The organism is Endozoicomonas sp. ALD068, assembly GCF_049310145.1.
GTDB lineage: Bacteria > Pseudomonadota > Gammaproteobacteria > Pseudomonadales > Endozoicomonadaceae > Endozoicomonas_A.
On sequence record NZ_JBLYNU010000004.1, the window covers coordinates 3,686,224 to 3,712,220 of the forward strand.

22 protein-coding genes and 1 pseudogene are annotated in these 25,997 nt (G+C 46.9%); 13 read left to right on the top strand and 10 right to left on the bottom strand.

Annotated features, from left to right (window positions below):
* The first annotated feature begins 267 nt into the window (after positions 1–267).
* Positions 268–780: a GNAT family N-acetyltransferase gene (locus ACO6V5_RS13005; RefSeq protein WP_422132634.1), complete on the top strand. Its 513-nt coding sequence runs from the start codon at positions 268–270 to the stop codon at positions 778–780.
* Between the two features lie 206 nt (positions 781–986).
* On the opposite strand, the gene ACO6V5_RS13010 is transcribed toward ACO6V5_RS13005, so the two are convergent.
* Positions 987–1,502: a TIGR00645 family protein gene (locus ACO6V5_RS13010; protein WP_422132633.1), complete on the bottom strand. Its 516-nt coding sequence runs from the start codon at positions 1,500–1,502 to the stop codon at positions 987–989.
* A gap of 266 nt (positions 1,503–1,768) precedes the next feature.
* Positions 1,769–2,803 (bottom strand): N-acetyl-gamma-glutamyl-phosphate reductase, encoded by a 1,035-nt coding sequence (argC, locus tag ACO6V5_RS13015; RefSeq protein ID WP_422137287.1) that lies wholly within the window; start codon positions 2,801–2,803, stop codon positions 1,769–1,771.
* 382 nt (positions 2,804–3,185) lie between these two features.
* Between argC and hemJ the strand changes: the two genes are divergently transcribed.
* The 5 genes from hemJ to ACO6V5_RS13040 all read left to right on the top strand — a co-directional run bounded on the left by hemJ (position 3,186) and on the right by ACO6V5_RS13040 (position 8,841).
* Entirely contained in the window at positions 3,186–3,608 is a 423-nt protein-coding gene (hemJ, locus tag ACO6V5_RS13020; protein ID WP_422132631.1) for a protoporphyrinogen oxidase HemJ, read from the top strand.
* 96 nt (positions 3,609–3,704) lie between these two features.
* Positions 3,705–4,532 (top strand): DUF805 domain-containing protein, encoded by an 828-nt coding sequence (locus tag ACO6V5_RS13025; protein WP_422413732.1) that lies wholly within the window; start codon positions 3,705–3,707, stop codon positions 4,530–4,532.
* A gap of 414 nt (positions 4,533–4,946) precedes the next feature.
* Positions 4,947–6,134, top strand: coding sequence for an acetate kinase (locus ACO6V5_RS13030; protein WP_422132629.1), 1,188 nt, complete (start codon positions 4,947–4,949; stop codon positions 6,132–6,134).
* A gap of 66 nt (positions 6,135–6,200) precedes the next feature.
* Positions 6,201–8,297 (top strand): phosphate acetyltransferase, encoded by a 2,097-nt coding sequence (pta, locus tag ACO6V5_RS13035; RefSeq protein WP_422132628.1) that lies wholly within the window; start codon positions 6,201–6,203, stop codon positions 8,295–8,297.
* Between the two features lie 259 nt (positions 8,298–8,556).
* Positions 8,557–8,841 (top strand): GDCCVxC domain-containing (seleno)protein, encoded by a 285-nt coding sequence (locus ACO6V5_RS13040; protein ID WP_422137076.1) that lies wholly within the window; start codon positions 8,557–8,559, stop codon positions 8,839–8,841.
* Between the two features lie 87 nt (positions 8,842–8,928).
* Here ACO6V5_RS13040 and ACO6V5_RS13045 read toward each other — a convergent pair whose 3' ends face one another.
* The 4 genes from ACO6V5_RS13045 to bioA all read right to left on the bottom strand — a co-directional run bounded on the left by ACO6V5_RS13045 (position 8,929) and on the right by bioA (position 12,209).
* Positions 8,929–9,591, bottom strand: a complete 663-nt coding sequence (locus ACO6V5_RS13045; RefSeq protein WP_422132627.1) for an OmpA family protein — start codon at positions 9,589–9,591, stop codon at positions 8,929–8,931.
* An 11-nt stretch (positions 9,592–9,602) separates the two neighbouring features.
* Positions 9,603–10,247 (bottom strand): MBL fold metallo-hydrolase, encoded by a 645-nt coding sequence (locus ACO6V5_RS13050; RefSeq protein ID WP_422132626.1) that lies wholly within the window; start codon positions 10,245–10,247, stop codon positions 9,603–9,605.
* Positions 10,248–10,447: 200 nt separating this feature from the next.
* On the bottom strand, positions 10,448–10,696 hold the full coding sequence (locus tag ACO6V5_RS13055) for a hypothetical protein (protein ID WP_422132625.1): 249 nt from the start codon (positions 10,694–10,696) through the stop codon (positions 10,448–10,450).
* Between the two features lie 226 nt (positions 10,697–10,922).
* Complete coding sequence (bioA, locus tag ACO6V5_RS13060) at positions 10,923–12,209, bottom strand: adenosylmethionine--8-amino-7-oxononanoate transaminase (RefSeq protein WP_422132624.1); 1,287 nt, start codon at positions 12,207–12,209, stop codon at positions 10,923–10,925.
* Between the two features lie 205 nt (positions 12,210–12,414).
* Here bioA and ACO6V5_RS13065 point away from each other — a divergent pair, with 205 nt between their 5' ends.
* From ACO6V5_RS13065 to nagA, 3 genes are all read left to right on the top strand, one after another.
* Positions 12,415–13,269 carry a 6-carboxytetrahydropterin synthase gene (locus ACO6V5_RS13065; RefSeq protein ID WP_422411524.1) on the top strand — a complete coding sequence of 285 codons (855 nt, stop codon included), beginning with the start codon at positions 12,415–12,417 and terminating at the stop codon, positions 13,267–13,269.
* A 111-nt stretch (positions 13,270–13,380) separates the two neighbouring features.
* Positions 13,381–14,037 (top strand): hypothetical protein, encoded by a 657-nt coding sequence (locus ACO6V5_RS13070; protein ID WP_422137283.1) that lies wholly within the window; start codon positions 13,381–13,383, stop codon positions 14,035–14,037.
* Positions 14,038–14,160: 123 nt separating this feature from the next.
* Complete coding sequence (gene nagA, locus ACO6V5_RS13075) at positions 14,161–15,315, top strand: N-acetylglucosamine-6-phosphate deacetylase (protein WP_422132621.1); 1,155 nt, start codon at positions 14,161–14,163, stop codon at positions 15,313–15,315.
* A 42-nt stretch (positions 15,316–15,357) separates the two neighbouring features.
* Here the strand turns inward: nagA and ACO6V5_RS13080 are convergent, their stop codons facing one another.
* Positions 15,358–16,257, bottom strand: a complete 900-nt coding sequence (locus ACO6V5_RS13080) for a GlxA family transcriptional regulator (protein WP_422411521.1) — start codon at positions 16,255–16,257, stop codon at positions 15,358–15,360.
* A gap of 198 nt (positions 16,258–16,455) precedes the next feature.
* Complete coding sequence (locus ACO6V5_RS13085) at positions 16,456–17,148, bottom strand: class I SAM-dependent methyltransferase (RefSeq protein ID WP_422411519.1); 693 nt, start codon at positions 17,146–17,148, stop codon at positions 16,456–16,458.
* An 898-nt stretch (positions 17,149–18,046) separates the two neighbouring features.
* Between ACO6V5_RS13085 and ACO6V5_RS13090 the strand changes: the two genes are divergently transcribed.
* The 4 genes and pseudogenes from ACO6V5_RS13090 (at position 18,047) to ACO6V5_RS13105 (ending at position 20,303) form a co-directional block, all read left to right on the top strand.
* Entirely contained in the window at positions 18,047–18,337 is a 291-nt protein-coding gene (locus ACO6V5_RS13090) for an addiction module antidote protein (protein ID WP_422411517.1), read from the top strand.
* Between the two features lie 151 nt (positions 18,338–18,488).
* A pseudogene (locus ACO6V5_RS13095) lies at positions 18,489–18,737 on the top strand (transposase); the annotation flags it as partial.
* A gap of 184 nt (positions 18,738–18,921) precedes the next feature.
* Positions 18,922–19,749 (top strand): hypothetical protein, encoded by an 828-nt coding sequence (locus tag ACO6V5_RS13100; protein WP_422411515.1) that lies wholly within the window; start codon positions 18,922–18,924, stop codon positions 19,747–19,749.
* 365 nt (positions 19,750–20,114) lie between these two features.
* A complete protein-coding gene (locus ACO6V5_RS13105; protein ID WP_422442237.1) occupies positions 20,115–20,303 on the top strand; it encodes a hypothetical protein in 189 nt (62 codons plus the stop codon).
* Positions 20,304–20,400: 97 nt separating this feature from the next.
* On the opposite strand, the gene ACO6V5_RS13110 is transcribed toward ACO6V5_RS13105, so the two are convergent.
* Positions 20,401–22,989, bottom strand: coding sequence for a GTPase domain-containing protein (locus ACO6V5_RS13110; protein ID WP_422411511.1), 2,589 nt, complete (start codon positions 22,987–22,989; stop codon positions 20,401–20,403).
* Between the two features lie 428 nt (positions 22,990–23,417).
* Positions 23,418–25,964 carry a GTPase domain-containing protein gene (locus ACO6V5_RS13115; RefSeq protein ID WP_422411509.1) on the bottom strand — a complete coding sequence of 849 codons (2,547 nt, stop codon included), beginning with the start codon at positions 25,962–25,964 and terminating at the stop codon, positions 23,418–23,420.
* Between the last annotated feature and the right edge of the window lie 33 nt (positions 25,965–25,997).

Below are 25,997 nucleotides of genomic sequence, written 5' to 3' on the forward strand. Positions count from 1 at the left end.
CCTGCATGATTATTTCTCATAACCGTTACCTTGATTCCTTATTCCGCACCAAAACCTGCGACTGGAAGACCGCTATCAGAGGGCATGCAGCCTTGTAAAACAGATACCAAAATTCCCAGACAGACAGTTTTGTTGAACTTTGCTACTTATTCCCACACCCAGGCTCACACCAGCCACCTCGAGAAAAGCACCCAGCCATATAACTTGCATCGAACATTTGGGTAGAGAATACTGCAGTTTTGAAGTTATAGCAGAGAAGTAGTGATCATGAAAATAAAAATACGACATCAGGAAGACAGAGACTTACCCCACATTGCAGAAATGTTTGAATATGAGGATTTGGCAGAAAACACCTCCCAGATCCCCTATAACCACTCCGACCACTGGAAACAGCTGTTCCAATCCCGAAGCAATGAATCCGTTCAACTGATTGCAGAGGTAAATGGCAAGGTTGCAGGTCATCTCGGCATTCTTATGTCCAGCAAGCCACGTAAAAAACACGTCGCTACTTTTGGCATCAGCGTACATCCTGATTTTCAGGGACAGGGAATAGGATCAGAACTGGTTGACGAGATGATACAGCTTTGTGATCACTGGCTGAATATTGTTCGCATTGAACTGGGTGTTTTCACAGAAAACAAACAGGCAATCGCCCTGTATAAAAAGTACGGGTTTGAAATTGAAGGGACGTCGCGCTTTGACTGCTTCCGCAGAGGCCAGTACAGCAGCACCTATAAAATGGCCAGAATAAGACCGGATCTGCTGGAACAACTGTCATAACACCAAGGTCCGGGAATAATCTGCAAATCCAGAACGCTGTCCTGAGCCACCAGTATCACAGCAAGGTCTTCTGGTGCACGCTCCATCAGTCCATACTTCAGGCATTGGACAGGTTAAGAATACAAGAATAGAAAGAATATCAGTCATAGCTGGCTCACCGGAATGAGTCAGCCTGAGAACAGGATTAACCTCTGAGTAAGAGAGCGTTAGAGCGAGGTATTAATTTCTTTCTCTTTTCTGTAAAGCAGGAGATCGAGCAGGCCCATAAAGAACGCTGAGGCAACAAAGGTCAGATGTATCAGCGCCGCCCACATCAACTTGTCATTTGGGATATTAACTGTATTCATAAACATTTTGAGCAAGTGGATTGAGGAGATGGCTACAATGGAGGCAGCAACCTTGGCCTTAAGTGAGCTGGTATCCATTTTACCTAACCAGCTGAGCTTCTCAGAACTCTCATCCAGGTCTATTTTAGAAACAAAATTTTCATAACCGGCATACATAACCATAACGATCAGGCCCCCAACCAGAGCTAAATCAACTAGCGTAAGCACCTTGAGTATTACCTGCGTCTCATTCATATTAGAAACGTCGAGCAGCAGGTTAGTAACACTCTGAAAAAACTCAATCAATAAAGCGATCAGGACAAGACTCAAGCCGATGTAAATTGGCGCAAGAAGCCAACGGACAGAATAGAGCAGCTTTTCAAACAGTTTTTCCATGGATATGCCAGATCAGTCGGTAGATCATTAAAGGTCGCAGAATATAGCACAATTATTCTAAGCGAAATTACAAAAGTCGTAATGATTTGCGAACCGAGCAGTGCCGACGCATGAAAGACTTGAAGAAGCCATTACCCAGTATACTTGCTCTTTTGATGTCTACCCCTCAAGCTGAAGTGTCCTTTGACCAAAAATAACGCTCAGTCTATGCAACCTGCCAGGCAAGGATGGAGCATCGACAACCCGAACAGGCTCACAAAAAAATATCAAGGCATCAAAGCAGGCGCATCAAGGCCTGCTGTTTCATTCAGTTCGCACATGATATTCATGTTCTGAATGGCCTGACCTGCCGCCCCCTTCACCAGATTATCTATGACCGACAGAATAACTACGGTATCGCCGTCCAGAGGACGATGAACGGAAATGCGGCACTGATTACAGGATTTGACTGAACGGGTTTCCGGATGACTGCCTGCAGGCAAAACATCAACAAAAGGTTCATGACTGAACTTGTTTTCATACAACGCCTGAAGATCAATGGAGTGATCTTTTACCGAAACATAGGACGTTGCATGAATCCCCCTGATCATGGGGACAAGGTGGGGCACAAAAACCAGCTCGCCCCTGTAACCCTGCCCTCCCATTCTGCCTATTCCCTGTCTGATTTCTGGCAGGTGTCTGTGGCCTGGCACACCGTACGCCTTGAATGACTCCGAAACTTCGCACAACAAACTGGCCACTTTGGCTTCACGACCAGCGCCGCTGACTCCTGACTTGGCATCTATAATAACACTGCCTTCTACCAGAGCATTTTCCATCAATGGCAACAGACCCAGCTGTGCAGCTGTCGGATAACAGCCCGGATTAGCCACCAACTGCGCAGTTTTAATGGACTCCCGATTCATTTCTGGCAAACCATAGACCGCTTCTGCCAGCAGTTCGGGACAGGCATGATCAATACCATACCATTGCTTCCAGTCAGTAGCACTGGCCAGACGAAAATCAGCAGCCAGATCCACGACTTTCACACCTTTGTCCAACAGTTTGGGCACGGAATTCATGGCAATTCCGTTGGGCGTTGCGAAGAACACAAGATCACAGGTGGCCAAGACATCATCGTCTGGCTGTGAATAGACAATATCCATCTTGCCTCTAAGCCCTGGATATAGCTCACTGACGGGCTTGCCTGCCTCTTTTCTTGAAGTAATCACCGTTACTTCAACGTCGGGATGAATCGCCAAAAGACGCAGCAACTCTGCTCCGGTATAGCCGGTACCACCAACAATGCCTACCTTGATCATGGATACAACGCCTTAAAAATAGAATATTTATTTAAAATAATAGAATAAATATTTATAAAAGCTCTTTCAAGACTCGCTTCTGCAAATATTCTTTGTGACACTCCCCGCCTTGTCGAGGGTTTACGGCGATTTGCTAAAAGATGATGCTATTTGGCCCAAGACTACGATAAATATCCCGCAAGCTCTCACCAGCATGCAAAGACTGTTTAAGACAGCGAGTCACTCTAACAGCAGGGTTTCAACAAAACAACGTTCATAACACAACCTAGCCGGTTTACAATACTCAGGAATTCACTCACCCTTGCACCCGGATATCGAACTCTGGCGTCTTTTCCGCTACTCTCTATCCGCTATCAGTAATCAAAAATCAAGGATCTCGCGCATGCTCTGGGTTAAAGCCTTTCATATTATCGCCATGGTCTGTTGGTTTGCAGCCCTTTTCTACCTGCCAAGACTCTTTGTTTATCACGCCATGAGCGAAGATCAGGTCAGTAATGAACGATTCAAGATCATGGAGCGCAAGCTTTACCGTGGGATTGCCCTGCCGTCCATGATCGCCACTCTGGTGCTGGGTATCTGGTTACTCCGTTTCAACCCGTCCTATTATATGAGCAGTGGCTGGATGCACGCCAAGCTGGCATTGGTGGTTCTGCTGATTGGCTATCACCACATGTGTGGCGCGTTCCTGAAAAAGTTTGCCAATGATGCCAACACTAAGTCAGACAAATTCTACCGTATTTTTAATGAAGTGCCGGTTCTGCTTCTGGTGGCTATTGTAATTCTGGTTGTAGTCCGTCCCTTCTAAGGATTAACAACCTTGCGTTTCCGGCATATCTGCCGATAAGACGCCCTGAGTGGTGACACCCCGAACAGGTGTTTCCAAAGCTCGGGGGATCCAGTTATGAAGCGCAAAGATTATAAAGTCATATTCAAAGGGCAGATTCTTCCTGGCTTTTCCGAAGCTGAAGTCAAAAATAATCTGGCCCGTTTGTTCAATGCCGATGCGCAGCGCATTGGCCGCCTTTTTTCAGGCAAGCCCTACGCGGTTCGAAAGCCTGTCACCAGGAAAGAAGCCCGCAAATACGAAGAAGCCATTAGAAAGGCCGGTGGACAATGCCGGATTATGACCCTGGATGGCTCAAAAACATTACCACCCACTGAAGAAAACAGCTCATCTATCTTTGCCGAGACCCCGCTGTCCAGAGCACCCCGACAAAATAGTAATGAGCCATTGCGGCTGATAAGACGCATCGGACGAACCCGCTACCTGGCCATGAGTTGGCTGGTCGTAGCTGTAGAAGCTGTTGCCTTCCTGCTCCCTGATTATTTACCAATGCTGATTGGAGCAGCCCTGACTATTCAGCAGACTGTGTCAATGGTTCTGGGCATTCACAGTCTGGCAATCATGCTTACACTTTATCTGGTCATTACCCGACTTCACGATATGGATCGAAGCGGCTGGCTGTGGCTGTTTCTGGTCATTCCAGTGGTCAATATTCTGCTGCTTTTCTGGCTCAGTATCGGACCGGGCACAGAAGGAAAAAACAACTATGGGGAGCCGCCGTTACCACCAGCCAATCTGACACGTGCACTGGGCATTTATCTTCCCATCTCATTGATGCTTGTTGGAGTCGCTGGCGCTTATCTCTATCAGGAACAACTGGTGACCTGGATTCAGATGTTGCCTGAAGCGACCAAGAAATGGACGGGGCTTGAGTATCCGGGATAAAAGGCTAAATTACCTTTGTGCCCTGAACAGATTCTAACAATATGATTTTCCTATCTGCGGAATACCTTTCCCCGGACTGTAGAAATTCCGATAGAGGCATTCAAAAATAGTATCTGAATACGCATCTTTACGCAGTCCACTGACCTGCATCAATGGTTATAATCGAAACTTTTATAACGTTGCCCGTATTATGAGTCGATATTCGTCTGGTGAATTGCAAAGCATTTTTATTCATCCCTGGTTTTCGAATATCTGTCCTGCGGGCCACCATGATGCAAACAGTTCCTTCAGTATTGAACTCAGGGTGCTTCGGCACACAGAGTCAAACTACTGTTGACACACACCCCTTCAGGAGACTGACCGGAGTCAATCGGTCAGCCTCCCATTGCAAGTATTCTGCTAGGTACTATTTCAATGAGCAAAGACAGCATTCTGGTCATCAACTGCGGCAGCTCATCCCTCAAATTCGCAGTGATTAACCCGACAACGGAAGAAGAGAAAATCAACGGCATCGCTGAACGCCTGGACAGCAGCGAAGCGGTTCTGCGCTGGAAGGTCAAGGGCGAGAAAGGCTCTCAGGCGCTCGGACTGGCTGCACACGAAGCAGCTTTGGAAGCACTCATGGGCCTCCTGCGTGAAGAAGGTCTGGTAGAAGGCATCTCCGCCATTGGTCACCGCGTTGTTCACGGTGGAGAGAAGTTCTCCAAGTCCTGTCTGGTCACAGATGAGGTTCTGCAGGCGATTGAAGACGGCACCAAGCTGGCTCCTCTGCATAGCCCAGCCAACCTTGCAGGTATCCGTGCCGCCCAGAAAATTTTCCCGGGCCTGCCCAATGTTGTTGTTTTTGACACTGCATTCCATCAGACCATGCCAGCCGAAGCTTACCTCTACCCGATTCCATACAGCCTGTACAAAGAACACGGTGTTCGTCGTTACGGCTTTCATGGAACCAGCTATCGCTATGTCGGTCAGGCTGCTGCCGACATGCTGGGTCTGGATATCAATGACAGCAATCTCGTGGTAGCTCATCTGGGTAACGGAGCCTCTGCCTGTGCGATCAAGAATGGCAAGTCCATTGATACCACTATGGGCCTGACACCTCTGGAAGGTCTGGTTATGGGCACCCGTTCCGGTGATGTTGACCCCAACCTCTTCAACTTCCTGAACAAAACTCTGGGCTACACCCTGGAAGAAGCCACCGACCTGCTGAATAAGAAGAGCGGTCTACTGGGCCTGTCTGAAATGGACAGCGACTGTCGTGTTATTGAAGACGCTGCAGCTCAAGGCAATGAACGTGCGCAACTGACCCTGGACGTTTTCTGCCATGTTCTGGCTGAAAAAGTAGCGGGTTTTGCTGCCGCCATGGGTAAGATTGATGCCCTGGTATTCACTGGCGGTATCGGAGAGAACTCCAGCGTCATTCGCAAGAACGTTATTGAACGCCTGAGCATTTTCGGCTTCAAGGTAGACAACAAGCTCAATGATGAAACTTTCCGGGGCAGAAGCGGTGTTATTACCGAGGAAGGCTCAACGATTGCAATGGTCGTGACCACCAACGAAGAGCTAATGATTTCCCGTGACACTCAGGCCCTGATCGCCTGATTCAACCTGGGGTCTGCCTGAAGACCCCATGTTTGACTTGCTTGCGAACATTTCTGGAGCTGCATTATGCGTACGTTTTTTCTGGCCCCAACCCGATATGGAGTCGGCCTGACTTCAGTCTCCCTGGGTCTGGTGCGGGCACTCGACACTCTGGGCCTGAGGGTAAAATTCTTTAAGCCCATTGCCCAGTTGCATACGACGGATAAAGGACCTGAGCGTTCTACACGACTGGCTCAGCGTATTATGGACCATGAGCCACCGACACCGATTACCACCCAAAGGGTTGAAAACCTGCTGGGAGACAATAAAGGTGATGAGATTATGGAAGAGATTGTCGCTCTATTCGACGATGCTTCCGAAGGGGCTGAAGTGGTCGTAGTCGAAGGCCTGGTTCCCACCCGTGACATGCCTTATGCCAACCGCCTTAACAGCGATATGGCCAGAACATTGAACGCCGATATTATTCTGGTTTCAGAAAAAGGCAAGGACTCTCTGGAAGATGTTGCAGATAAACTGGAAATTGCTGCCGACAGTTTTGGTGGCATCAAAAACCCCAGTGTCATCGGTTATATCCTGAACAAACTGGATAAAGAGCTGGTTGAGCAACTGACTGAAGATCAACAATTCAGACCCTTGCCCGAGTTTACTCGCAAGAGCTTCTTGCCCCTGGGTTACATCAGCTACGATCCACAGCTGAGTTCACACCGCACTCTGGACATTGCCCGCCATCTGGGTTGTGAAGTCATTAACGAAGGTGACATTGCCCAGCGTCGTGTTAATTCCTACACACTGAGTGCCAGAACTCCCAGTAACATGATCCAATACCTGAAGCCCGGTAATCTGATCATTACTGCCGGTGACCGTGATGATATTGTTCTGGCAACCTCTATGGCAGCCTCCAACGGTGTTCCCCTGCCCGGATTGTTACTCACCAGCGGAATCAGAATGTCCAAGGCTGTTCAGGAGCTCTGTGCCAAAGCATTCTCTACCGGTCTGCCAGTCCTGATGACTGAAGATGACTCTTATACGACCGCTACCCGTCTGGATCGCATGAGTGACGAGCTGCCTCTGGACGACATGGAGCGTATTGAAAAAGTGATGAACACCATCGCCGAGAATCTTAATAACAACTGGTTCAAGCAGCACTGCGGAGGTCTGACAGAGCGTCGTCTTTCGCCTCCGGCATTTCGCTACAGTCTGGTGCAACAGGCAAAAGCAGCTCGCAAACGCATTGTTCTGCCAGAAGGTGATGAGCCAAGAACCATTCAGGCTGCCATCATCTGTCAGGAACGCGGCATTGCCGAGTGTATCCTGCTGGGTAATCGCGAAGTCATTGAACAGGTGGCTCGTGACAACGGTTTTGATCTGCCAGAAGGGCTGATTATTATGGACCCCAGGAGTATCAGTCAGCGTTACATTGAGCCCATGGTCGAACTGCGCAAGCATAAAGGCCTGAATGCTCCTATGGCAGAAGCTCAGCTGGAAGATACCGTTGTTCTGGGTACCATGATGCTGGCCACGGACGAAGTGGATGGCCTGGTTTCCGGCGCTGTCCACACTACGGCCAACACCATCCGTCCGGCTTTCCAGCTGATCAAGCCGAAAAAAGACGCCGGTGGACTGGTATCTTCCATCTTCTTTATGTTGCTGCCTGATCAGGTTCTGGTGTACGGTGACTGCGCCGTTAATCCAAACCCTGACGCAGAAGCTTTGGCTAACATTGCCATTCAGAGTGCCGACTCCGCCAGAGCCTTTGGCATTGAGCCGCGCATCGCGATGATCAGCTACTCTACAGGCTCTTCCGGCATTGGTGCAGACGTTGAGCGTGTTCGCGATGCTACCCAGCTGGTTCGTGAGAAGCGCCCTGATCTGGTGGTTGACGGTCCACTGCAGTACGACGCTGCGTCCGTCGAATCTGTTGCCAAGAGCAAGGCGCCCGACTCAGACGTTGCTGGTCGTGCAACTGTCTTCGTATTCCCGGACCTCAATACGGGCAATACTACCTACAAAGCTGTACAGCGTAGTGCCAATGTCATCAGTGTAGGTCCAATGCTTCAGGGTCTGAACAAGCCGGTCAACGACCTCTCCCGCGGTGCTCTGGTGGACGATATTGTCTACACCATTGCCCTCACCGCTATTCAGGCTGCTGCCGAAAAAGCCTGACTCTGCCTTTTGTTCGGGGGAGACAAAATGTCTCTCCCGTCATTTATGCAAATCAAATATCTCATCTCACTGTCGTTTGTTTATCCTGCTACACATCTTCCTGAACACGACCGCGAATAATCTCTTAATCATTCGAGGCAACACATAATTGTCACACTTCTTGCTTAACATTTATGAACAATCATTCAAGTAAGGAGAAACTGTGTCGACATTGGATTATTACGCCCTGAAGAAAATAACAAAAGCAGAGAAATTGACAATGAAACTTCATCTTAATACCAAGTCAACGGTTACCTGTAACTGCTGCGGCCATTCCGAAACTGAAACCATGCCACTGGATGCTTGCGTTTATCTCTATGAATGCAGAAGCTGTAAAAACCTGATGACTCCCCAGAGAGGGGACTGCTGCATCTTTTGTTCTCGTGGCTCCCATCCCTGCCCCACCAGCCAGAAAGAAAGCAGAAGCTATCGAGTAATACCCAAGCAAGAACAAGCAGCCACGGAAGCCTCACACTATGAGACGAGCCAAACGATGGCAGGATAATCTGTCTGCCAGCCCGTAAAGGAGCCAGTGAGGCCGACGAACGCTTATCTCAGAACAGTTTCGGCACACTGGCTGGCTTTTCAATATTTATTGATGTTTGGGATCCGGTATCAAATTTATCTCTACCCTTCTGTTCAGCGCACGACCCTGCATGGTGTTGTTATTGCCAATAGGATCTGAGGCTCCCGCACCAGAATAGGTAACGCGTGACCCGGAAACCCCTTGATATATCAGATAATCCGCCACACTCCTGGCCCGATCCTCGGAGAGAGGCAGGTTAATCTTGTTAGTCCCGGTGCTGTCGGTATAGCCAACTATGTCAACCAGATTCTTGTCGAACTCCTTGACAACTTTGGCAACAGAACCCAGAACAGGATAGAAACTGGACTTGATCGCTGACTTATTGGTATCAAATGTGATGTTAGAGGGCATGATTAACTTGAGGTTATCTCCATCCCGTTGTACCTGAACACCGGTTCCCAGCAACTCTTTTCTGAGCGCTGCTTCCTGCCTGTCCGTGTAATAACCATAGCCAGCTCCGGCTGCAGCACCAATCGCAGCGCCCTCCAGAGCCCCTTCGCCGCCACCGACCAAACCGCCAATGACAGCACCGGTAACTGCACCAATGCCACCGTATGCAGTGGTTTTACTGACTTCCTTCTCACCAGTGTATGGATTGGTCGTATGACAACCCGCTATGACCGCAGCGGCGGCAACGACCAATGACATTCTTTTCAGCTGCATTAACATGTTCACTTCTCCTAACCGCGAATAATGCTGTTTTCCCGGATTTCTTCGCCAATACAGGTATCCGGACCATGACCTGTAACTACAGTGGTTTCCTCATCCAAAGTGTACAGACGATCACGAATGGACTTCTCTATTGCTTTGAAGTCACCACCCCAAAGATCCGTTCTACCAATTGATCGGCGGAACAGGGTGTCTCCAGCGATCAACAGATTCTCTTTCACAAAGTGGAAACACATGGACCCAGGGGTATGTCCGGGAGTATGCATCGCCACCCCCCCACAGCAAGGAAGCTCCTGATCATCATTCAGCCAGAAGTCAGGATCTGGAACAGGGTTATAGGGCACACCAAACATACGACACTGAGTTTCGAGATTATCCCAGAGGAACTTATCTTCTTTGTGAAGATGAATGGAAGCACCAGTCTTTTTCTTGATTTCACCGCTAGCCAGGAAGTGATCCAAGTGAGCATGAGTATGAATCAACGCTACTGATTTTAGTCCGTGACTCTCCAACTTGGCAAGAATCACATCAGGATCACCACCGGGGTCGATGACGATGGCTTTCCTGGTAATGGGGTCACCAATGATGGTGCAGTTACACTGCAAAGGCCCCACAGGAAATGTTTCTTTGATCAGTGATGGATATTGCTCGGTCATTCTAGGGAACCTGCGAATAAGATTTGATTTCTTCCAACCTTTTTGTTTTCAGCAAAGCCAGATCGATATTCAGAAAAGAGAGTGGCTGTTGAACGGACACTCTTTGACAGGGCTTTGACGCGGAGATTATCACATATCGGGGGATCTTATTCGCCAGCTTACGTTCGAAGTGTCTGGTGTGCCAAACTCCAACTCCAATCTCAGGGAAGTCTTACCAGCACCTTCATTCGCCCACGACCCTGACTCAAAGAAATACTCAACCGCGTATTGACGGGAGCACCTCGCAGATTCAGCCTGACCAATGAATTACAAACGGTCAGCCGCCTCATGACGACTTCTTCTGGCAACCCGCCAAATATCGGGTAGGGATAGCAGGGTTCTGCGTCACAAGAGCCCTGTTCTTCGTCAAAGTCTTCCAGCAGATCAGGCAGATCAAAACGGAGAGCCATAACTAAACCTCCAGCAGCAGCCTTGGGAAGTGCCAGCCCGGAAGCCCGAACGAGGGCCACCGGAACTCTATAACCGACTATCCGAGCCGGATAGCACGTAGAATTGTAGACAACCCCTGCAGAGCCCATGAATCTTTTTTGAGCACTGGCACGCCAATCACCAAATCCCTCAGCGCATCCTGCTCAGCCATTAATTGCGATTCGCACTCTCGCGAGACGGTGCTCGTTAACGGATGGACTCAACAACCGTACAAATGGCTTTGCACAGAGTATCCAGATCTTCATCTGAAATGACATAAGGTGGCATAACATAAACCAGTTTACCGAAAGGTCTGACCCATACCCCCTGTTCTGGGAAACGGGGTTGAATTTCAGACATCACCACCGGCTGTCTCAATTCAACCACACCAATAGCTCCCAGAACCCGTACGTTAGCCACCGCTCCAAGCTTATTACAGGGAGAGAGACCAGCCCATAATTTTTTCTCTATGTTAGCCACCTGATTGACCCACTCACCTGAAGATAAAATATCCATGCTCGCCACACCGGCAGCACAAGCCAGAGGATTAGCCATGAAAGTAGGTCCGTGCATGATCGGACCAGTGTCACAGATGGCCTTACTGACTTCTTCGGTGCACATCACAGCTGATAACGTCATATAGCCACCGGTAAGGGCTTTACCTACACACATGATATCCGGGATAACATCGGCGTGTTCACAGGCAAACATTTTCCCGGTTCGACCAAAACCCGTGGCAATCTCATCATGAATGAGCAAGACTTCATGCTCATCACAGAGTGCTCTGACTTTTCTCAGAAAGTCGGGGGAGTAGAAATGCATTCCACCAGCCCCCTGAACGATAGGCTCAATAATAACGGCGGCCACCTGATGATTCAGGGACTCCAGTTCAGAGCGAAAAGGTTCTATATGATGGTCTTCAAGTGTCTCATCGAAGCCGCAGCCGGGACGGGGCACGAAATGATGTTCAGGCAGAATACCGGTAAACAGATGGTGCATACCATTGTCAGGATCACAGACCGCCATGCCCCCGGTCGTATCGCCGAAGTATCCGCCTTTAAATGTCAGCAACTTGTTCTTGTTAATCTCGCCCCTGCATTGCCAATACTGCATGGCCATCTTGATGGCTACTTCTACAGCGACTGAACCTGAATCCGCAAAAAATACGGTTTTGATCGGTTCGGGTGTCAACTCAACCAGTCTGCGAGACAGTTCAATGGCGGGCTTATGGGTCAACCCACCGAACATGACATGGGACATTGAATCGACCTGATCCTTAATGGCCTGATTCATAAACGGATGATTATAGCCGTGGACCGTACACCACCAGGAGGACATCCCGTCAATCACTTCTCTGCCATCACTCAAGCGGAGCCTGACCCCTGAAGCACTTTCAACGGCAAACAGTTTATACTGGCTGGGTGTTGTCCCATAAGGGTGCCAGATATGCCGGGCATCAAATTCAAGATCAGATTGTGTGATGGTTCGATCCAAAATGGACTCCAAGGTTTTCAGGTGTTCAGGATGCGATGAATAATAAGCTAAATCCCCGCAACAATTCACTGGGCGGCCAAATGAAAATCCATTCCACAGAATTTAGCCGGGCACTGAATCGCCTCGAGAAATGAGTTACAATTGCTCTTTAACTCATTATTTTTCTTCACCCCGTTTTCTTCAATCACAGTAGAACCAGAAACCAATGACCGCACTGTTCGTCAATCAACTCACCACACTTGATTTCAGTTACCTTTCTCCGGAACGCGGGGTTGTAGGGGAAACCTGGCTGGTCGATGTCGTGCTTCGGGGCGACCTGGATGAACAGGGCATGGTCTTTGACTTCGGCCATGTCAAAAAGCAGATCAAGGCTTCTCTGGACATTCTTGCCGACCACCGCCTGCTTGTGCCTGCTTCTCACGGAGCAATAACCGTCAAAACAGAGAGCGAAGAATGCCTTTCTGTCAACATGCAGACCAGTACCGGTGATGCCATCGAATGCAAGGCTCCCGCCCCTGCAATTTTACTGGTCAATGCTCAGGAAATAACCCCTGAAGCTCTGACCCCCTTTCTCGAAAAAACCTTGCTGGATGAACTGCCAGACAATGTCATCGGTGTTGAACTGGATATTTATCCTGAACAGTTTTCCGGTGCTTTCTACCACTACAGCCACGGCCTGAAAAAACATCTGGGCGACTGCCAGCGAATTGCCCATGGCCACCGTTCTCCTATCCACATCTACCTGGACGGAAAGCGCGACCCGACGCTCGAAGCAGACTGGGCCGAAAACTGGAAAGATATCTACATCGCCACCCGTGAAGACCTGCTGGAAAAAGTGACCATAGGCAGGCGGGATCACTTTCGCTTTGGCTATACCTCAGACCAGGGCTACTTCGAGCTGACTCTGGCAGAAGACCGCTGCTACCTGATTGATACTGACAGTACCGTGGAACTTCTGGCAGAACACATTGCAACCACCCTGAAAGCCCGTACCCCGAATCACTCAGTCCGGGTTGTGGCTTTTGAAGGATTTAACAAAGGCGCTGTGGCGGAAAAATAAATACCCCTGATTCAGGAGGCGTCTTTGACGGGTCAGACTTATGCTTTCAAGCCAAAGCTGTCTTAAGTCGGACTAAAATTAGATCTATCGATCAACAGAAACGGATTTCTTATGGCCATCGAAGACGTCAATAATCGCCCCATTTCCCCCTCAAGCCCTCGACAAGATCCTGAATTGGGCCTTTCCGCTGAGCAACAGGTTGAAGAAGAAGTAAAATTCACTTTTCAAGACCTGAAAAGCCACATGGAAGAGATGTTGCAATTCAATTACGCCGTCATCCATGAACTCCTGGGGCAGATTGCCGCTATCAGTCCCTACAGGGCAGACATGGCTCAGGGTAAACAGCCAGAAGTGGCCTTAACAGAAGCTTCTGATGCCGTCAAAGCAACCCCTGTTGCGCCCGTCGGAAAAGCAAGCGCGTCAGCCTACCTGGCTGGCCTTCAGCACATTGAAGGGATGTTGGGAAACCACGACATCAAGCTTCAGGCAATGCTTGATAAGCTGGCGCTGTCGCGCTCTGGCAGAAAAGTCAGTCTGGAGAGTCAGGGGTTGGAGTTTGAACGTCTGAAATCCATCGTCATTCAGGCAGAAGGCAGAATGAACCAGGTATTAAGCCAGATGCCAGAAACCCTGCCTGAACATCCGGGACGCATGTTAAAGGACATGCTGCCTGAGGTCATCGAAAAATTGCAGCAATACGATGGCAGCTTTCGGGAAGCGCTCACCGAAGTGCGTGAAGAAATCCTCAGGGTCAGCTCACCCCGGTGAGAACCGATGATCACCTCACTGCTCCTGAGCATTCTCACCTGAGCATAGGTAATCATAACCCTACGGAGCCCGTTTAGCGTCATGGTACAATCATGGTCATTTTCCTGCTGACAGGTCTGAGACATGACGACTTTTTATCTGAAGGCAAAAAAGATCTTCACTGAAGAAGGCATTCTTCAGGACAGTTTTCTAAAAATAACGGACGGCCGTATTGCCGCTATTGACTGTGTGCCTGAAGAAGGCGCGGAGATCACGGATCTGGGAGACAGTCAAATTGTCCCCGGCCTCATTGATCTGCATATTCATGGCAGCGGTGGCTTTGACGTCATGGATGCCAGCCACGAAGCCATTAACACCATCTCAAAAACCATTGCTGCTAAAGGTGTCGTAGGCTTTCTTGCCACCACCGTTACTGATACCTGGGAAAGAAACCTCGCGGCCCTGAGAAACGTTAAGCACTGTATCGAGCAGGGCGTTGAGGGTGCAGAAGTGCTGGGTTCCTACAGTGAAGCCCTATTTTTTTCCGAACGTTTCAAAGGCGCCCATGAAAGCAGCTACTTCCTGAAGCCCACAAAAGAAAGACTCGACGAGTTGCTGGCAGCATCGGGTGGCACCCTTCGCTCACTGGCTCTGGCCCCTGAAATTGAGGGCGGCATTGAAGCAATTGAATACCTGACCAGCAAGAATGTCCGCGTCATGATTGGACACACAGGCGCTACTTACGATGTCTGCAAGAAAGCCTTTGCAGCGGGAGCCGTGGGCGGCGTTCATATTTTTAACCAGATGCTCGGATTGCATCATCGTCAACCCGGTACCGCCGGTGCTGTTCTGCACCACCGGGATATCTATGCAGAATTGATAGCAGACGGAGTTCATGTTGACCCCATAGTGATGGACCTGGTTTACCGCCTCAAAGGGGCTGATAAAACCGCTTTGATCACCGATTGCATCTGTGCAGGTGGATTGAGCGACGGGGAATACCAGCTGGGACTGTTGACAGTTCATGTCAAAGACGGTGTTGCCAGAACCGAATCGGGTGCTCTGGCAGGAAGCACCCTGACACTGAATCGTGCCGTCGCCAACATGATCGAAAAAGTGGCTGTAGACCCTCTGAGCGCTGTTCACATGGCTTCTCTGACACCAGCGACTTTGCTCGGCCTGCAGGACGAACTGGGCAGCATTAAGGTCGGTAAGCGTGCATCCATAGCGGTTATGAACAAAAATCACGAGGTCCTGATGACTTTTATCGACGGCAGGCAGGTTTTCAGCCTGTATTGATATCTTGCTCCGGTGGTGCGCTGACTACTGTAGAAGGCTAACTTACGATTGCCGCTCTTCCCTGGGCGTCAGATCAAAATGGTTTTTATACGCCGTGCTGAAATGTGAAGCATTAGAGAAGCCACAAGCAACCCCCACATCCACTACCGGCCTGTCAGTCTCCCTGAGCAGCTTTCTGGCGCACTCAAGCCTGAGCTTCAAGTAGTGCCTGGAAGGCACAGTATCCAGATATTTTCGAAACAGTCGTTCCAACTGTCTACGGGAAATACCCACCAGAGAAGCCAGTTCATCGGCACCCAGTGGCTCTTCTATATTGGCAGCCATCAACTGTGTTGCTTCCTCAATCTGTGGTTGCTGCTTTCTGACGGGGGGCGCGACAAAAGAAGAAGTCCCCAGCCCACCAAGACGATCCCTCACCAATAATTCCGATACACTGGCAGCAAGATAACCCCCCTGCTCCCGGGCGACCAGAGAGAGCGTCATATCCATAGCAGCCGTGCCTGCGCCACAGGTCATTCTGTTTCGGTCCAGTTCAAAAGTCGTCTGGCTCAACACCACCCGGGGATAGAGTTCCTGAAGGGCATCAGCGGCCCCTTCCAGTCGAGCACGATAACCATCAAGAAGGCCTGCACTCGCCAACAGGTTGGCGCCTTTGCCAATCCCGCCCAAAACAGATGCCTCGGACAATGCGGCAGAAGGAATCTGAACACCTGTTTTTGAAGCGACCAGAATCACCACATCCATGAATTCCAACGCCGACTGAGAGGGCTCAATGGAAAGACCCAGGTTACTCGTGACCGTTGATTCTGCAATGACAGCACTCTCATAAACGCACTGTCCGGTCGCCTGATTAACTGCTCTCAGCACTTCCAGGGCTGAAGACAACCCCAGCAAAGAGAAGTCGGGATATAAAAGAAAACCGACTTTGCAAGGCTTACTCACCCATAGCTCCTTTCTGCGCTGCAATCTCCGGAACCGAAAAAAGAATTATTCTTCATAGGGAAAAAAATACTCGTAAAGCGTGCCTGATGATATCTCTATGGACAGAAGCCAGACTCTGAAAAATTCATCATAACAACTAAAGGCATCTTCTTTCAGTACAGAAATAAGCCTTGCAGCTCAGATCAGGACAATGGCCAGTCAATGCCCCAAAATGTAAATACTGAACAAAGGTGAATGAAGCTCGTCCTTCCACGGCATCCCGTCATCTGCCGTCCCCAGAGGCTGACTAAACGCCAGCAGGTTCAAATTCGACAGAGAGAATACTGAGCGGTAGTCCTCATCAGTCCAGAAAAAATCTTCAAAGACCACCCCCGAATCCGCCACAGAGCATTTAACTCGACAGCCACTGGTAAGCTCCCTGTTTTGAGGGAAGTCATTATCGATCGTCAACCAGTTGCCCTTGAACTTTTGCTCTGAACTGACAATCACTATCGCCGCACCATCGGGCTTTAATACCCTTTTCACTTCGCGGATCACCGCCTCCATTTCAGATAAAGAGTCTATTTCAACCAGAACATAAGACAACATCACCAAATCATAAGACGCATCGGGACGAGGAATAGCTGCGGAATGAATGCGGGTAAATACCGTGTTCTGATGATCCTTTATAGCCTGATGGAGCATACTGTCTGAAATATCCATACCCTCTACATCAAATCCGGCATCTCTTAATAGCGGAATCATCAATCCTGCACCGCAACCATAGTCCAGCGCCCGGGCTCCCACTTTAACGTATTTAGCCAGGATTCCAGGCAGGTCTCTGCGGATCATAAATCCGAGGTGGTTTTTCTCTTCGGCATAAGCCCTTGCTATCTCTTCTGAGTACTCCATAGACTCATATCACTGTGATGGGAACATGAAGGTAAAAAATAGCAGAGCCGTTCAGAAATTTTGCTCACATTCGTTGCAAAAAGCTCAGCCCTCTTGTATGCCAGTCTCGCCAGTCATAATTTCATCCCTTGGGAAATATTCAGATCATCTTTCCAGTCTGCAGTTTATAAACTACAACGTGTTTCATGGTCACAATTAAACAGACTGAAACTTATCGTAAATGAGAACGAAAGCTGAAGGATTCCCGGGCAAAGGCGGCCATAGCAGCGCGAATTTTTCGCCTGGCTAACGGGCTACCTGGCGATGTTTCTCCCGTGGGACAAGGGACAAGCGAAGTGACACTCCCCGCCTTGTCAGGCGAGGCTTCTGACTTCACAGGCTACAGCCAGCCTATAGCGACTGGACTTACACAGAAGCCTCCATCAGCAGTAACCGGGTGCCCCTCGGTTATTTATTGGTCTTTTGTTTGATTTGCCGCAGCCTTAACGGGTCACTCAGGTATGGGCTCGTCTGGTTCTTCAAGGGCGGTTGGGCAGTTGTCTCTGCCTTAATTTTTTGTTAACAGTGCTTGGTTTTCGTTAGCGTGAGTCTCTGCATAGAGACAGACCGATGGAAAATATAACCAACTACGTACAAATACTCAACCGGAACGCTCTGCGTTCCCGTCTTATATCCCCGCCCGATTGAGGGTGTCGCAAAAGGTCAATTAAAACGCTTCAAGCTTCAAACCGTCATCTCCGCGAAGGCGGAGATCCACTGTTCGTGGTGGGTTCCCGCCTGCGCGGGAACGACGATCTTGATATATCCTGCTGACCATACCCTTTTGCGACACCCTCGATTGGGCGAGGGTTTACGACGATTTTGCTAAACAATTAGTAAAAACAATGGAGGACAAGTGATGACTGAACCTGTATACAGTTATGATCCGGCTGCTGCACTGGTCAGCCCCGAGGCTATAGAGTTGTTTATCGCAGACGCTTTCGAGACTGGCGATGCGTCTTATATTGCCAAAGCTCTCGGTGTTGTTGCCAGAGCTGAAGGCATGAGTAATGTTGCCAAAAAGACCGGACTTTCCCGTGAACAGCTTTATCGTTCATTCAGTGAGGATGGAAACCCAACATTGAAAACCATCCTGTCCGTTATGCAGGCGCTTGGCTTAAGCGTTACAACCAAACTCCAAAAAGCTTGAAATGATCACCGTGGCAGAATTCTTTTCGTTCTGTCACTGGGAGCCAGGGGGCGTTCTTATCCAACCGACCGAACAGATAAAAACATCAGTAACCTGACCGGAAAGACACCTAAAAGTGATCTAGAGCACGGCATTTAGTGAACAATGGGATCGGATCAAAGACATGCTGCCCGATAAAGTCTCTGAGCCCGGACCAACAGCTGACAACAGGTTATTCATTGAGTCGATTCTCTGGCTTGCTCGTACCGGAGCACCTTGGAGAGACATGTCTGAAGAGTTCGTTGATTGGCACAATACATACAACCGATTCAGTCGCTGGAGCTTGAAAGGAATATGGAATCAAGTCTTTGAAGAACTGAGTCAGGAGCGACTATTCCAAAAGCTCAAGAGCTTTTGGTGAGTTGCAACTCGCTATGAACGCTTGGCAAGCAACTATATGGGAATGCTTCAGATAGCGGCCATCATGATCTGGTTAGCATGACAACATCAGTAAGTTGATCGTCTGGTTAGATAAAAACGCTCCCTTGGAGATGGCAGCAGTGGCTTCTGCCTCTGCTGTCGGCAAAAACTCTTAAGGAAATGCTATGAGTGATTCAAGACCATGGGGATCAGCCTATTACTCCGAAAGGAGTAATCCCGTTCATAGAGAAACATGGGGACACCTTCTCCAGCAGAAGTGCCCAAGCTTGAAGGAGGATGTTACCAGGGCTGTCAACCACTGGAACCAGCAGGTGAGGGATCATTTGCGGGGTGAAACCGCACTAAAGCTAACGATAGGAAACGATACGATTAAGGTACCAGTGGCAGTGGTTGACGGTCTTCCTTTACCATTTGCCGAGGTTCTGGGTGAATTTGAAAACTGGCCACCACTTTTACCGAACAGGGAGGTCCTTAAAAAATCTATTGATGGTCTTTTGGTGACTGAACAGCATTTCAATCCCCTGCAAGATCTGGTACCAGCAGATATAGATAGGGAAGAAGTTAGCGCTATGCACCAGTGGCTGGTGAGGATTCTCGATAAACTTGATCAATCTGAAATCATCCGGCGCCTTTGTGGTATCCAGCAGGATATTCTTAGTGCTTATTTTTTTCATGTTCCCAAGGTAGAAATTTACTGGATGGCAATAGGCGTAGCCTCAGTGCTATTCGACATTCCGGTTGAAGCCCTGACGATTGTTGTGCTGGCTCATGAACTGGCCCACGCATATACCCATCTGGGCAAGGACATTGATGGTAAACAATGGGAAACACCTGCGTTCGCGCAAAGTGATCTCAGGATAGTGGAGGGGCTGGCGCAGTTTTACACAGAGGCGGTGTGCAAAAAATTGGAGAGACGATATCAGGCAGCGCTTGCAGCCTATGAATCCCTTCTGAAGAATCAATCAGAACCCTACACAGTGCAAATCGGGTAGGCAAAAGATACTGATCACCGGGGGGAGGCTATCCGGTTTACGATGGTTCATGCATGGACCTTACAAGTGAAGGACTATGTTGATTTTCAGAAAACACTGGAACAACAGAGTAAGACCATGGGTAGAGCACTACCTTCTTCTCGGGTTGATTGGTAATTACAGGGGCTGTACGTTATATCTCCGGGCTTTCAGCAAATTTTTTTATAACAGTGATCTTGTGACTGAGTAATCTGATCAAGGCGAGCCGGATGATCACAAACCGAAAACTGATTCTATAGGATATATTTGTCGTTTTTTGAAGCATGAGTCAGAAAGACTTCTATCGTAGATCTGTGTGTCAGTCTAACATCGAAGTTATGGTCATTATGCTTGGTTCAATCGACACTTTGGCTAACCTGATTGAAGAAAATGCGACCCGTGAAGATAAAAGACCAGTTGAATTGTTATATCGCTTTGTCAGTGCAAGCCATCCTTCGTATGAAATCCCAGGCTGTGAGGTGCAGGCTATCTGCCTGTTAATCGAGTATCAGGAAAGCTCTTTTTCATCCAGTTAATACACAGAGCGGCCTCTTTTACTTGCTCAGTAAAATTAATGGCACTTAGCTGTTGCTTTATTTCTTCATAACCTTCAGTTATTACTCGATGTTGATCTTACAATATATGAGGTCGTTTGGCAGGAGTTAAAGGTGGGTTTTGAGTAATTTGCTTCTGTTGAATTTTAGGTTTAATTACTGTGTTTGAAATTTCATCGTATGGTACAGGAAAAGCAACACTTGCTGCTGCGAAATGTGTTTGATCATAAACTCTTTGATAATATTGAAGCCATTTTTCAATCAGCTCTCTAAACAAAATGGTTGCATTTCGCATTTTTTCCTGAAGTTCCTCAGCCCACAGTTCAAACTTAGCAAGCTTATCTTTGTATTTTTTTTTAATTTTCTCTATCTCTATCTCAATCTCAAGGAACTTGTCGAAATCATGAGAATTAAAATCTAACATACCAGTGGGGGTTTTTAAGTATACTATTGAAATTTCTACATTCATCTTTTGATCTAAAATGTCTTTGATTTCGTTCTTACATAGATGATAAGAATCTAAACCAATATTGAAATTTCGTTTAATAAAAGCGTTAGCTACCTTGGCTACACCAACTCCAACTAGTCTTCCAAAGAGTGCACCTACAACAGCTCCCCATTGCCCGAATGATCTGCCGATTGTAACGCCTGAATCGGTAGTCAACGCAGCCACTTCTTCTTCTGGGAAGACGTCTCTAGCAATGCTATTACATGTTCTAAGGAAAAACTTTTGGTCATTATCAGAAGTTATATTCTCAAGATGCCCTAAGATTTTGTGAAAATAACCTTTAAATATATCTAGCTCACTACCATGAACTTTATCTGTCCTCACGTCTGGATTTATAATCTCCTTAATAGCATCACTTATAATAATATTGATAACTTCTATGCTAGGTAATTGATCATCATATGTCTTAACGACCCCTTCAGTTTTCTCTTTCAGAAATTTGATTAATTTTTCATCAGGTCGCATCCTTGTTTTTAAGTACTTTTCAAAAAATGTTCTTTCATTTTTTTTTAGGATAGTCAGAATTTCTTTTTCCAATTCTTTGGTTGCTGTTATTTCTTCTACATTTTTACTGTTGGATTGGGAACATGTAAAAATAAGATTTGGAGTATTCTGAATACCAACTTTTCTTAAATTACGCTCTAACCGATCTTTTATTTTTTCTTTGTCTCCCTTATGAGTGCATGTATCGACCTTATTACAAACAAAAATAATTCTATTTCCATTTTCTACTAATACTTTGATAGCTTCACCATCATGCTCAGTCAGATCCTTGTCAAATAAAAAGATAATGACGTCGTTTTGCTTGATATTTTCATCTTCAAGGTATTGATGTTTTATATAGTCACTGCCATAGCCAAAACCGCCATAACCTTTTATAGACTTGATTTCCACCTCTTGAAAGCGGTAGACAGGGTCAGTCTCTTCGTTGTAAACAGCATTTCTTTTAAAAGGCTCCCAGCCAATTAGCTGGTTGCCCAGAGATGACTTGCCAACATTTTGCATTCCAGCAAAGACAATCCTTAGCGATGGAGTGTACTCCAAGCTCATTTCTTGCATTCGAGTCAATAGCCATCTCTCGCTCTCTTCGTCATCTTGTGCATTACCACCTACACCAGAGCGTTCAGCTCCTCCTTGACTAGAACCAGCCCTGTTTCCACTCCCACTACTGTTGCTCCGGTTTTTTTTGCTACCCCTAAGCCAGCTAAACATGGCCTGATAAATGAGTTTTTTAATATCTTCACCTTCATAGATTGTCTCTGTATCGGGTTCATGAGCCATAGTCATGTCCATAAAGTTATCTGAATTAGCCAGTGTTTGTTCCAGCTGCTCCCACTCAAACTCCAGGTTAAACTCATGGTCCGGCCACTCTGCCAGCGTATCGATTTGCTTTTCAATTTGCTGTCGGGAGTCTTCATCCTGTTCAGACAGTCCGGCGGCCATATCCATAAGACAGTGAACAAATGCTTCTCTGCCGCTGAGTTTGGGAACAAGCCATTGCAGTAGCTGTTTCGTACTGCCCATATATGCCTTTAGCTGGCGAAACTCTGCCTGGCTCAGTTGCATAACAGAAGGCGATGAACCATTAAAACGGATGTGTAAGGTCACTCCTGAAACAGGATCGGGCTCGCCCATGACCCAGTGAAACCAATGATTTCCCGGTAAATAACTGCGCCAATCAGAAGGAATCCGAAAAACCGGGAGTAATGTCAGGGTGAAATCCCCTTTGTTCTGAATTGGATAGTAAGGGGGACGTTTAAAGCTATCGTCGTCATCCTGAACAAGGTAACCTCCTCCGTATAGTTCAGACTCTCGTTTTTCTTCTGGAAAAGGCAGTCCTGCAATCCCTGACAGACTCACAATCTGGCCTGATTTTTTTTTCTTTTTTCGAGCAGGTGAATCTTTGAGGCTTTCAATAACTACCACGGTTTCCGGGGTTGAAGTGATTTCTATAACCTTATCGGACTCCGGACCTATTGCTGACAGACGGGTCGTTAAACGGAAGCTTGTCTTTTCAGGCACACCCGCAGTAATGGACGTAGTGGTAAAACCCGTCGCATTAGGTGTTGCCTGTTCCAGAGAAATCCATGTAAGAAAAGTCAGCAGGCAAGTCTTCCATGTATTGACCAGCAGTCGTTGGTTAAGAAAGCGATTTTTCATTGAAGGAAACCAATAATAACGGATGGAAGTTGGAGAGGAGGAGAGGGCAAGAGTATTTCTCAACAACTGACTGAAATTAGACGATAGCTAGATTAACGTCAAAGGTGAATTTTGGCCACAACAGGTTTGATTTTCTCCAGTGGGGTACCAAATGCGTAAAGCGAAGGAATAAAAATAACAGAGTTGTAATAACCATGTTGATGCAGAGCCGTTTCAACAGGCTCTTGTCTCCCGGTTGAATAAGCCTACAGAAACTTTAACCTGTCTCTAATATCAGGAAAGCTCTTTTTCATCCAGCTACTACACAGAGCGGTCTCTTTTACTTGCTCAGTAAAATTAATGGCGCTTAGCTGTTTCTTTATTTCTTCATTTTTTTCTGTTGTTACTCGATAGTGATCTTGCAATATATAAGGTGGTTTGGCAGGAGTTTATGGTGCGTTTTGAGCAAGTTGCAGCTGTTGAATTTCTGGTTCAATTATTGTGTCTGAAATTGTATCGTCTAGTACAGGAAAAAAATCAATTTCTCTATAGAAATATTTTTGATCATAAACTCTTTGATAATATTGAAGTTGTTTCTCAGCCAATTCTCTCACCAAACTTGTTGTACTTACCATTATTTTCTGAAGTTCTTCAACCCATGTGTCAAATTTAGCAAGCTTCTCTTTGTATTCTTTTTTAATTTTCTCTACCTCAGGGCTGTCGCCGGCATGATGCTTTCCTTCTATATCATCAGTGACTTTCTGTGGGTCTATCTTTTTGATTTTATTATTCATTTGTTTAACTAAAAGGTCTCTAATTTTACCCTTACATTGATGATAATAACGAAAATCAATCTTGAAATTTGGTTTAAACAAAAAGTTAGCTCCTCTGGCTAATTGTAATCCAAAGTATCTTGCTATAAATATATATACAAATCGTCTCCAGAATCCGTAAGATTGAGTGTAGCCAGTGGCTACAAATTGAGCCCAAAATTTCGCCCGATCTTCATTATACCCATCTCCAGCAATCTCATTACATGTTCTAAGGAAAAACTCTTGGTCATGATCTGGTACTATATTCTTAACATGCCTTAAAATTTCGTCAAGCTCATTTTTAAATCTATCTGGCTCACTATCAGAAACTTTAACTTCCACCCAGACTGGAGAAATATGCCTATTAATGACATCAATTATAACTTTATTGATAATTTTTATACTAGGAAATTGATCATTACATGTCTGAACCATCTTTTTAAATTCTTTTTCCAAAAGTCTGATGAAATTTTCATCAGGCCGCATCCTTGTTTTTAAGTAATTTTCAAAAACTGTTCTTTCATTTTCTTTCAGAGCAGTCAGAATTTCTTTTTCTAATTCTTTGGTTGCTGTTATTTCTTCTACATTTTTACTGTTGGATTGGGAACATGTAAAAATAAGATTTGGAGTATTCTGAATACCAACTTTTCTTAAATTATGCTCAAACCGCTCTTTTATTTTTTCTTTGTCTCCCTTATCAGTGCATGTATCGACCTTATTACAAACAAAAATAATTCTATTTCCATTTTCTACTAATACTTTGATAGCTTCACCATCGTGGTCAGTAAGATCCTTGTCAAATAAAAAGATAATAACATCGCTTTGCTTGATCCTTTCATCTTGAAGGTATTGATATTTTATGTAGTCACTGCCATAACCAAAACCGCCATAACCTTTTATAGACCTGATTTCCACATCATGAAAGCGGTATACAGGGTCAGGCGCTTCATTGTAAACAGCGGTTCTTTTAAAGGGCTCCCAGCCAATTAGCCGGTTGCCCAGAGATGACTTGCCAACATCTTGCATTCCAGCAAAGACAACCCTCAGCGTAGGAGAAGAGTAGATCTCGCTCATTGCTTGCATTTGATCCAATAGAAATCTCTCGCTATTTTCGTCATCCTGCGCATTACCACCTACACCAGAGCGTTCAGCTCCCCCTTGACTAGAACCAGCCCTGTTTCCACTCCCACTACCTCTTGCTCCGGTTTTTTCGCTACCCCAAAGCCAGCTAAACATAGCCTGATAAATGAGTTTATTGATATCTTCACCTTCATAGATCGTCACTGTATCGGGTTCATGACCCGCAGTCATGTCTTTAACGCTATCTGAGCCAGTCAATGTTCTACCCAGCTGCTCCCACTCAAACTCCAGGTTAAACTCATGATCCGGCCACTCTGCCAGCGTACCGATTTGCTTTTCAATTTGCTGTCGGGAGCCTTCATCCTGTTCAGACAGTCCGGCGGTCATATCCATAAAAAAGTGAATAAATGCTTCTCTGCCGCTCAGTTTGGGAGCAAGCCATTGCAGTAGCTGTTGCGAACTTCCCATATATGCCTTTAACTGGCGGAACTCTGCCTGGCTCAGTTGCATTACAGAAGGCGATGAACCATTAAAACGGATGTGTAACGTCACTCCTGAAACAGGATCGGGCTCGCCCATGACCCAGTGAAACCAATGATTACCCGGTAAATAACTGCGCCAATCAGAAGGAATACGCAAAACCGGGAGTAATGTCAGGGTAAAATCCCCTTTGTTCTGAAATGGAAAGTAAGGGGGACGTTTAAAACTATCACCATCATCATGACCAAGGTAACCTCCTCCGTATTGTTCAGACTCTCGTTTTTCTTCTGGAAAAGGCAGACCTGCAAGCCCTGGCAGACTTACAGACTGGCCTGATTTTTTTTTCTTCTTTCGAACAGGTAAATCATTAAGCCTCTCAATAACTTCCACTGTTTTCGGGGTTGAAGCGATTTCTACAACCTTATCGGACTCTGGACCTATTGCTGACAAGCGGGTTGTTAACCGGTAGCTTGTCTTTTCAGGCCCTCCCGCAGTATATGAAGCAGTTGTAAAGTCTGATGAAGTAGGTGTTGCCCACACTAGAAAAGCCCAAGTAAGAAGAGTCAGCAGGCAAGTCTTCCATGTATTGACCAGCAGTCGTTGGTTAAGAAATTGATTTTTCATTGAAGGAAACCAATAATAACGAATGGAAGTTGG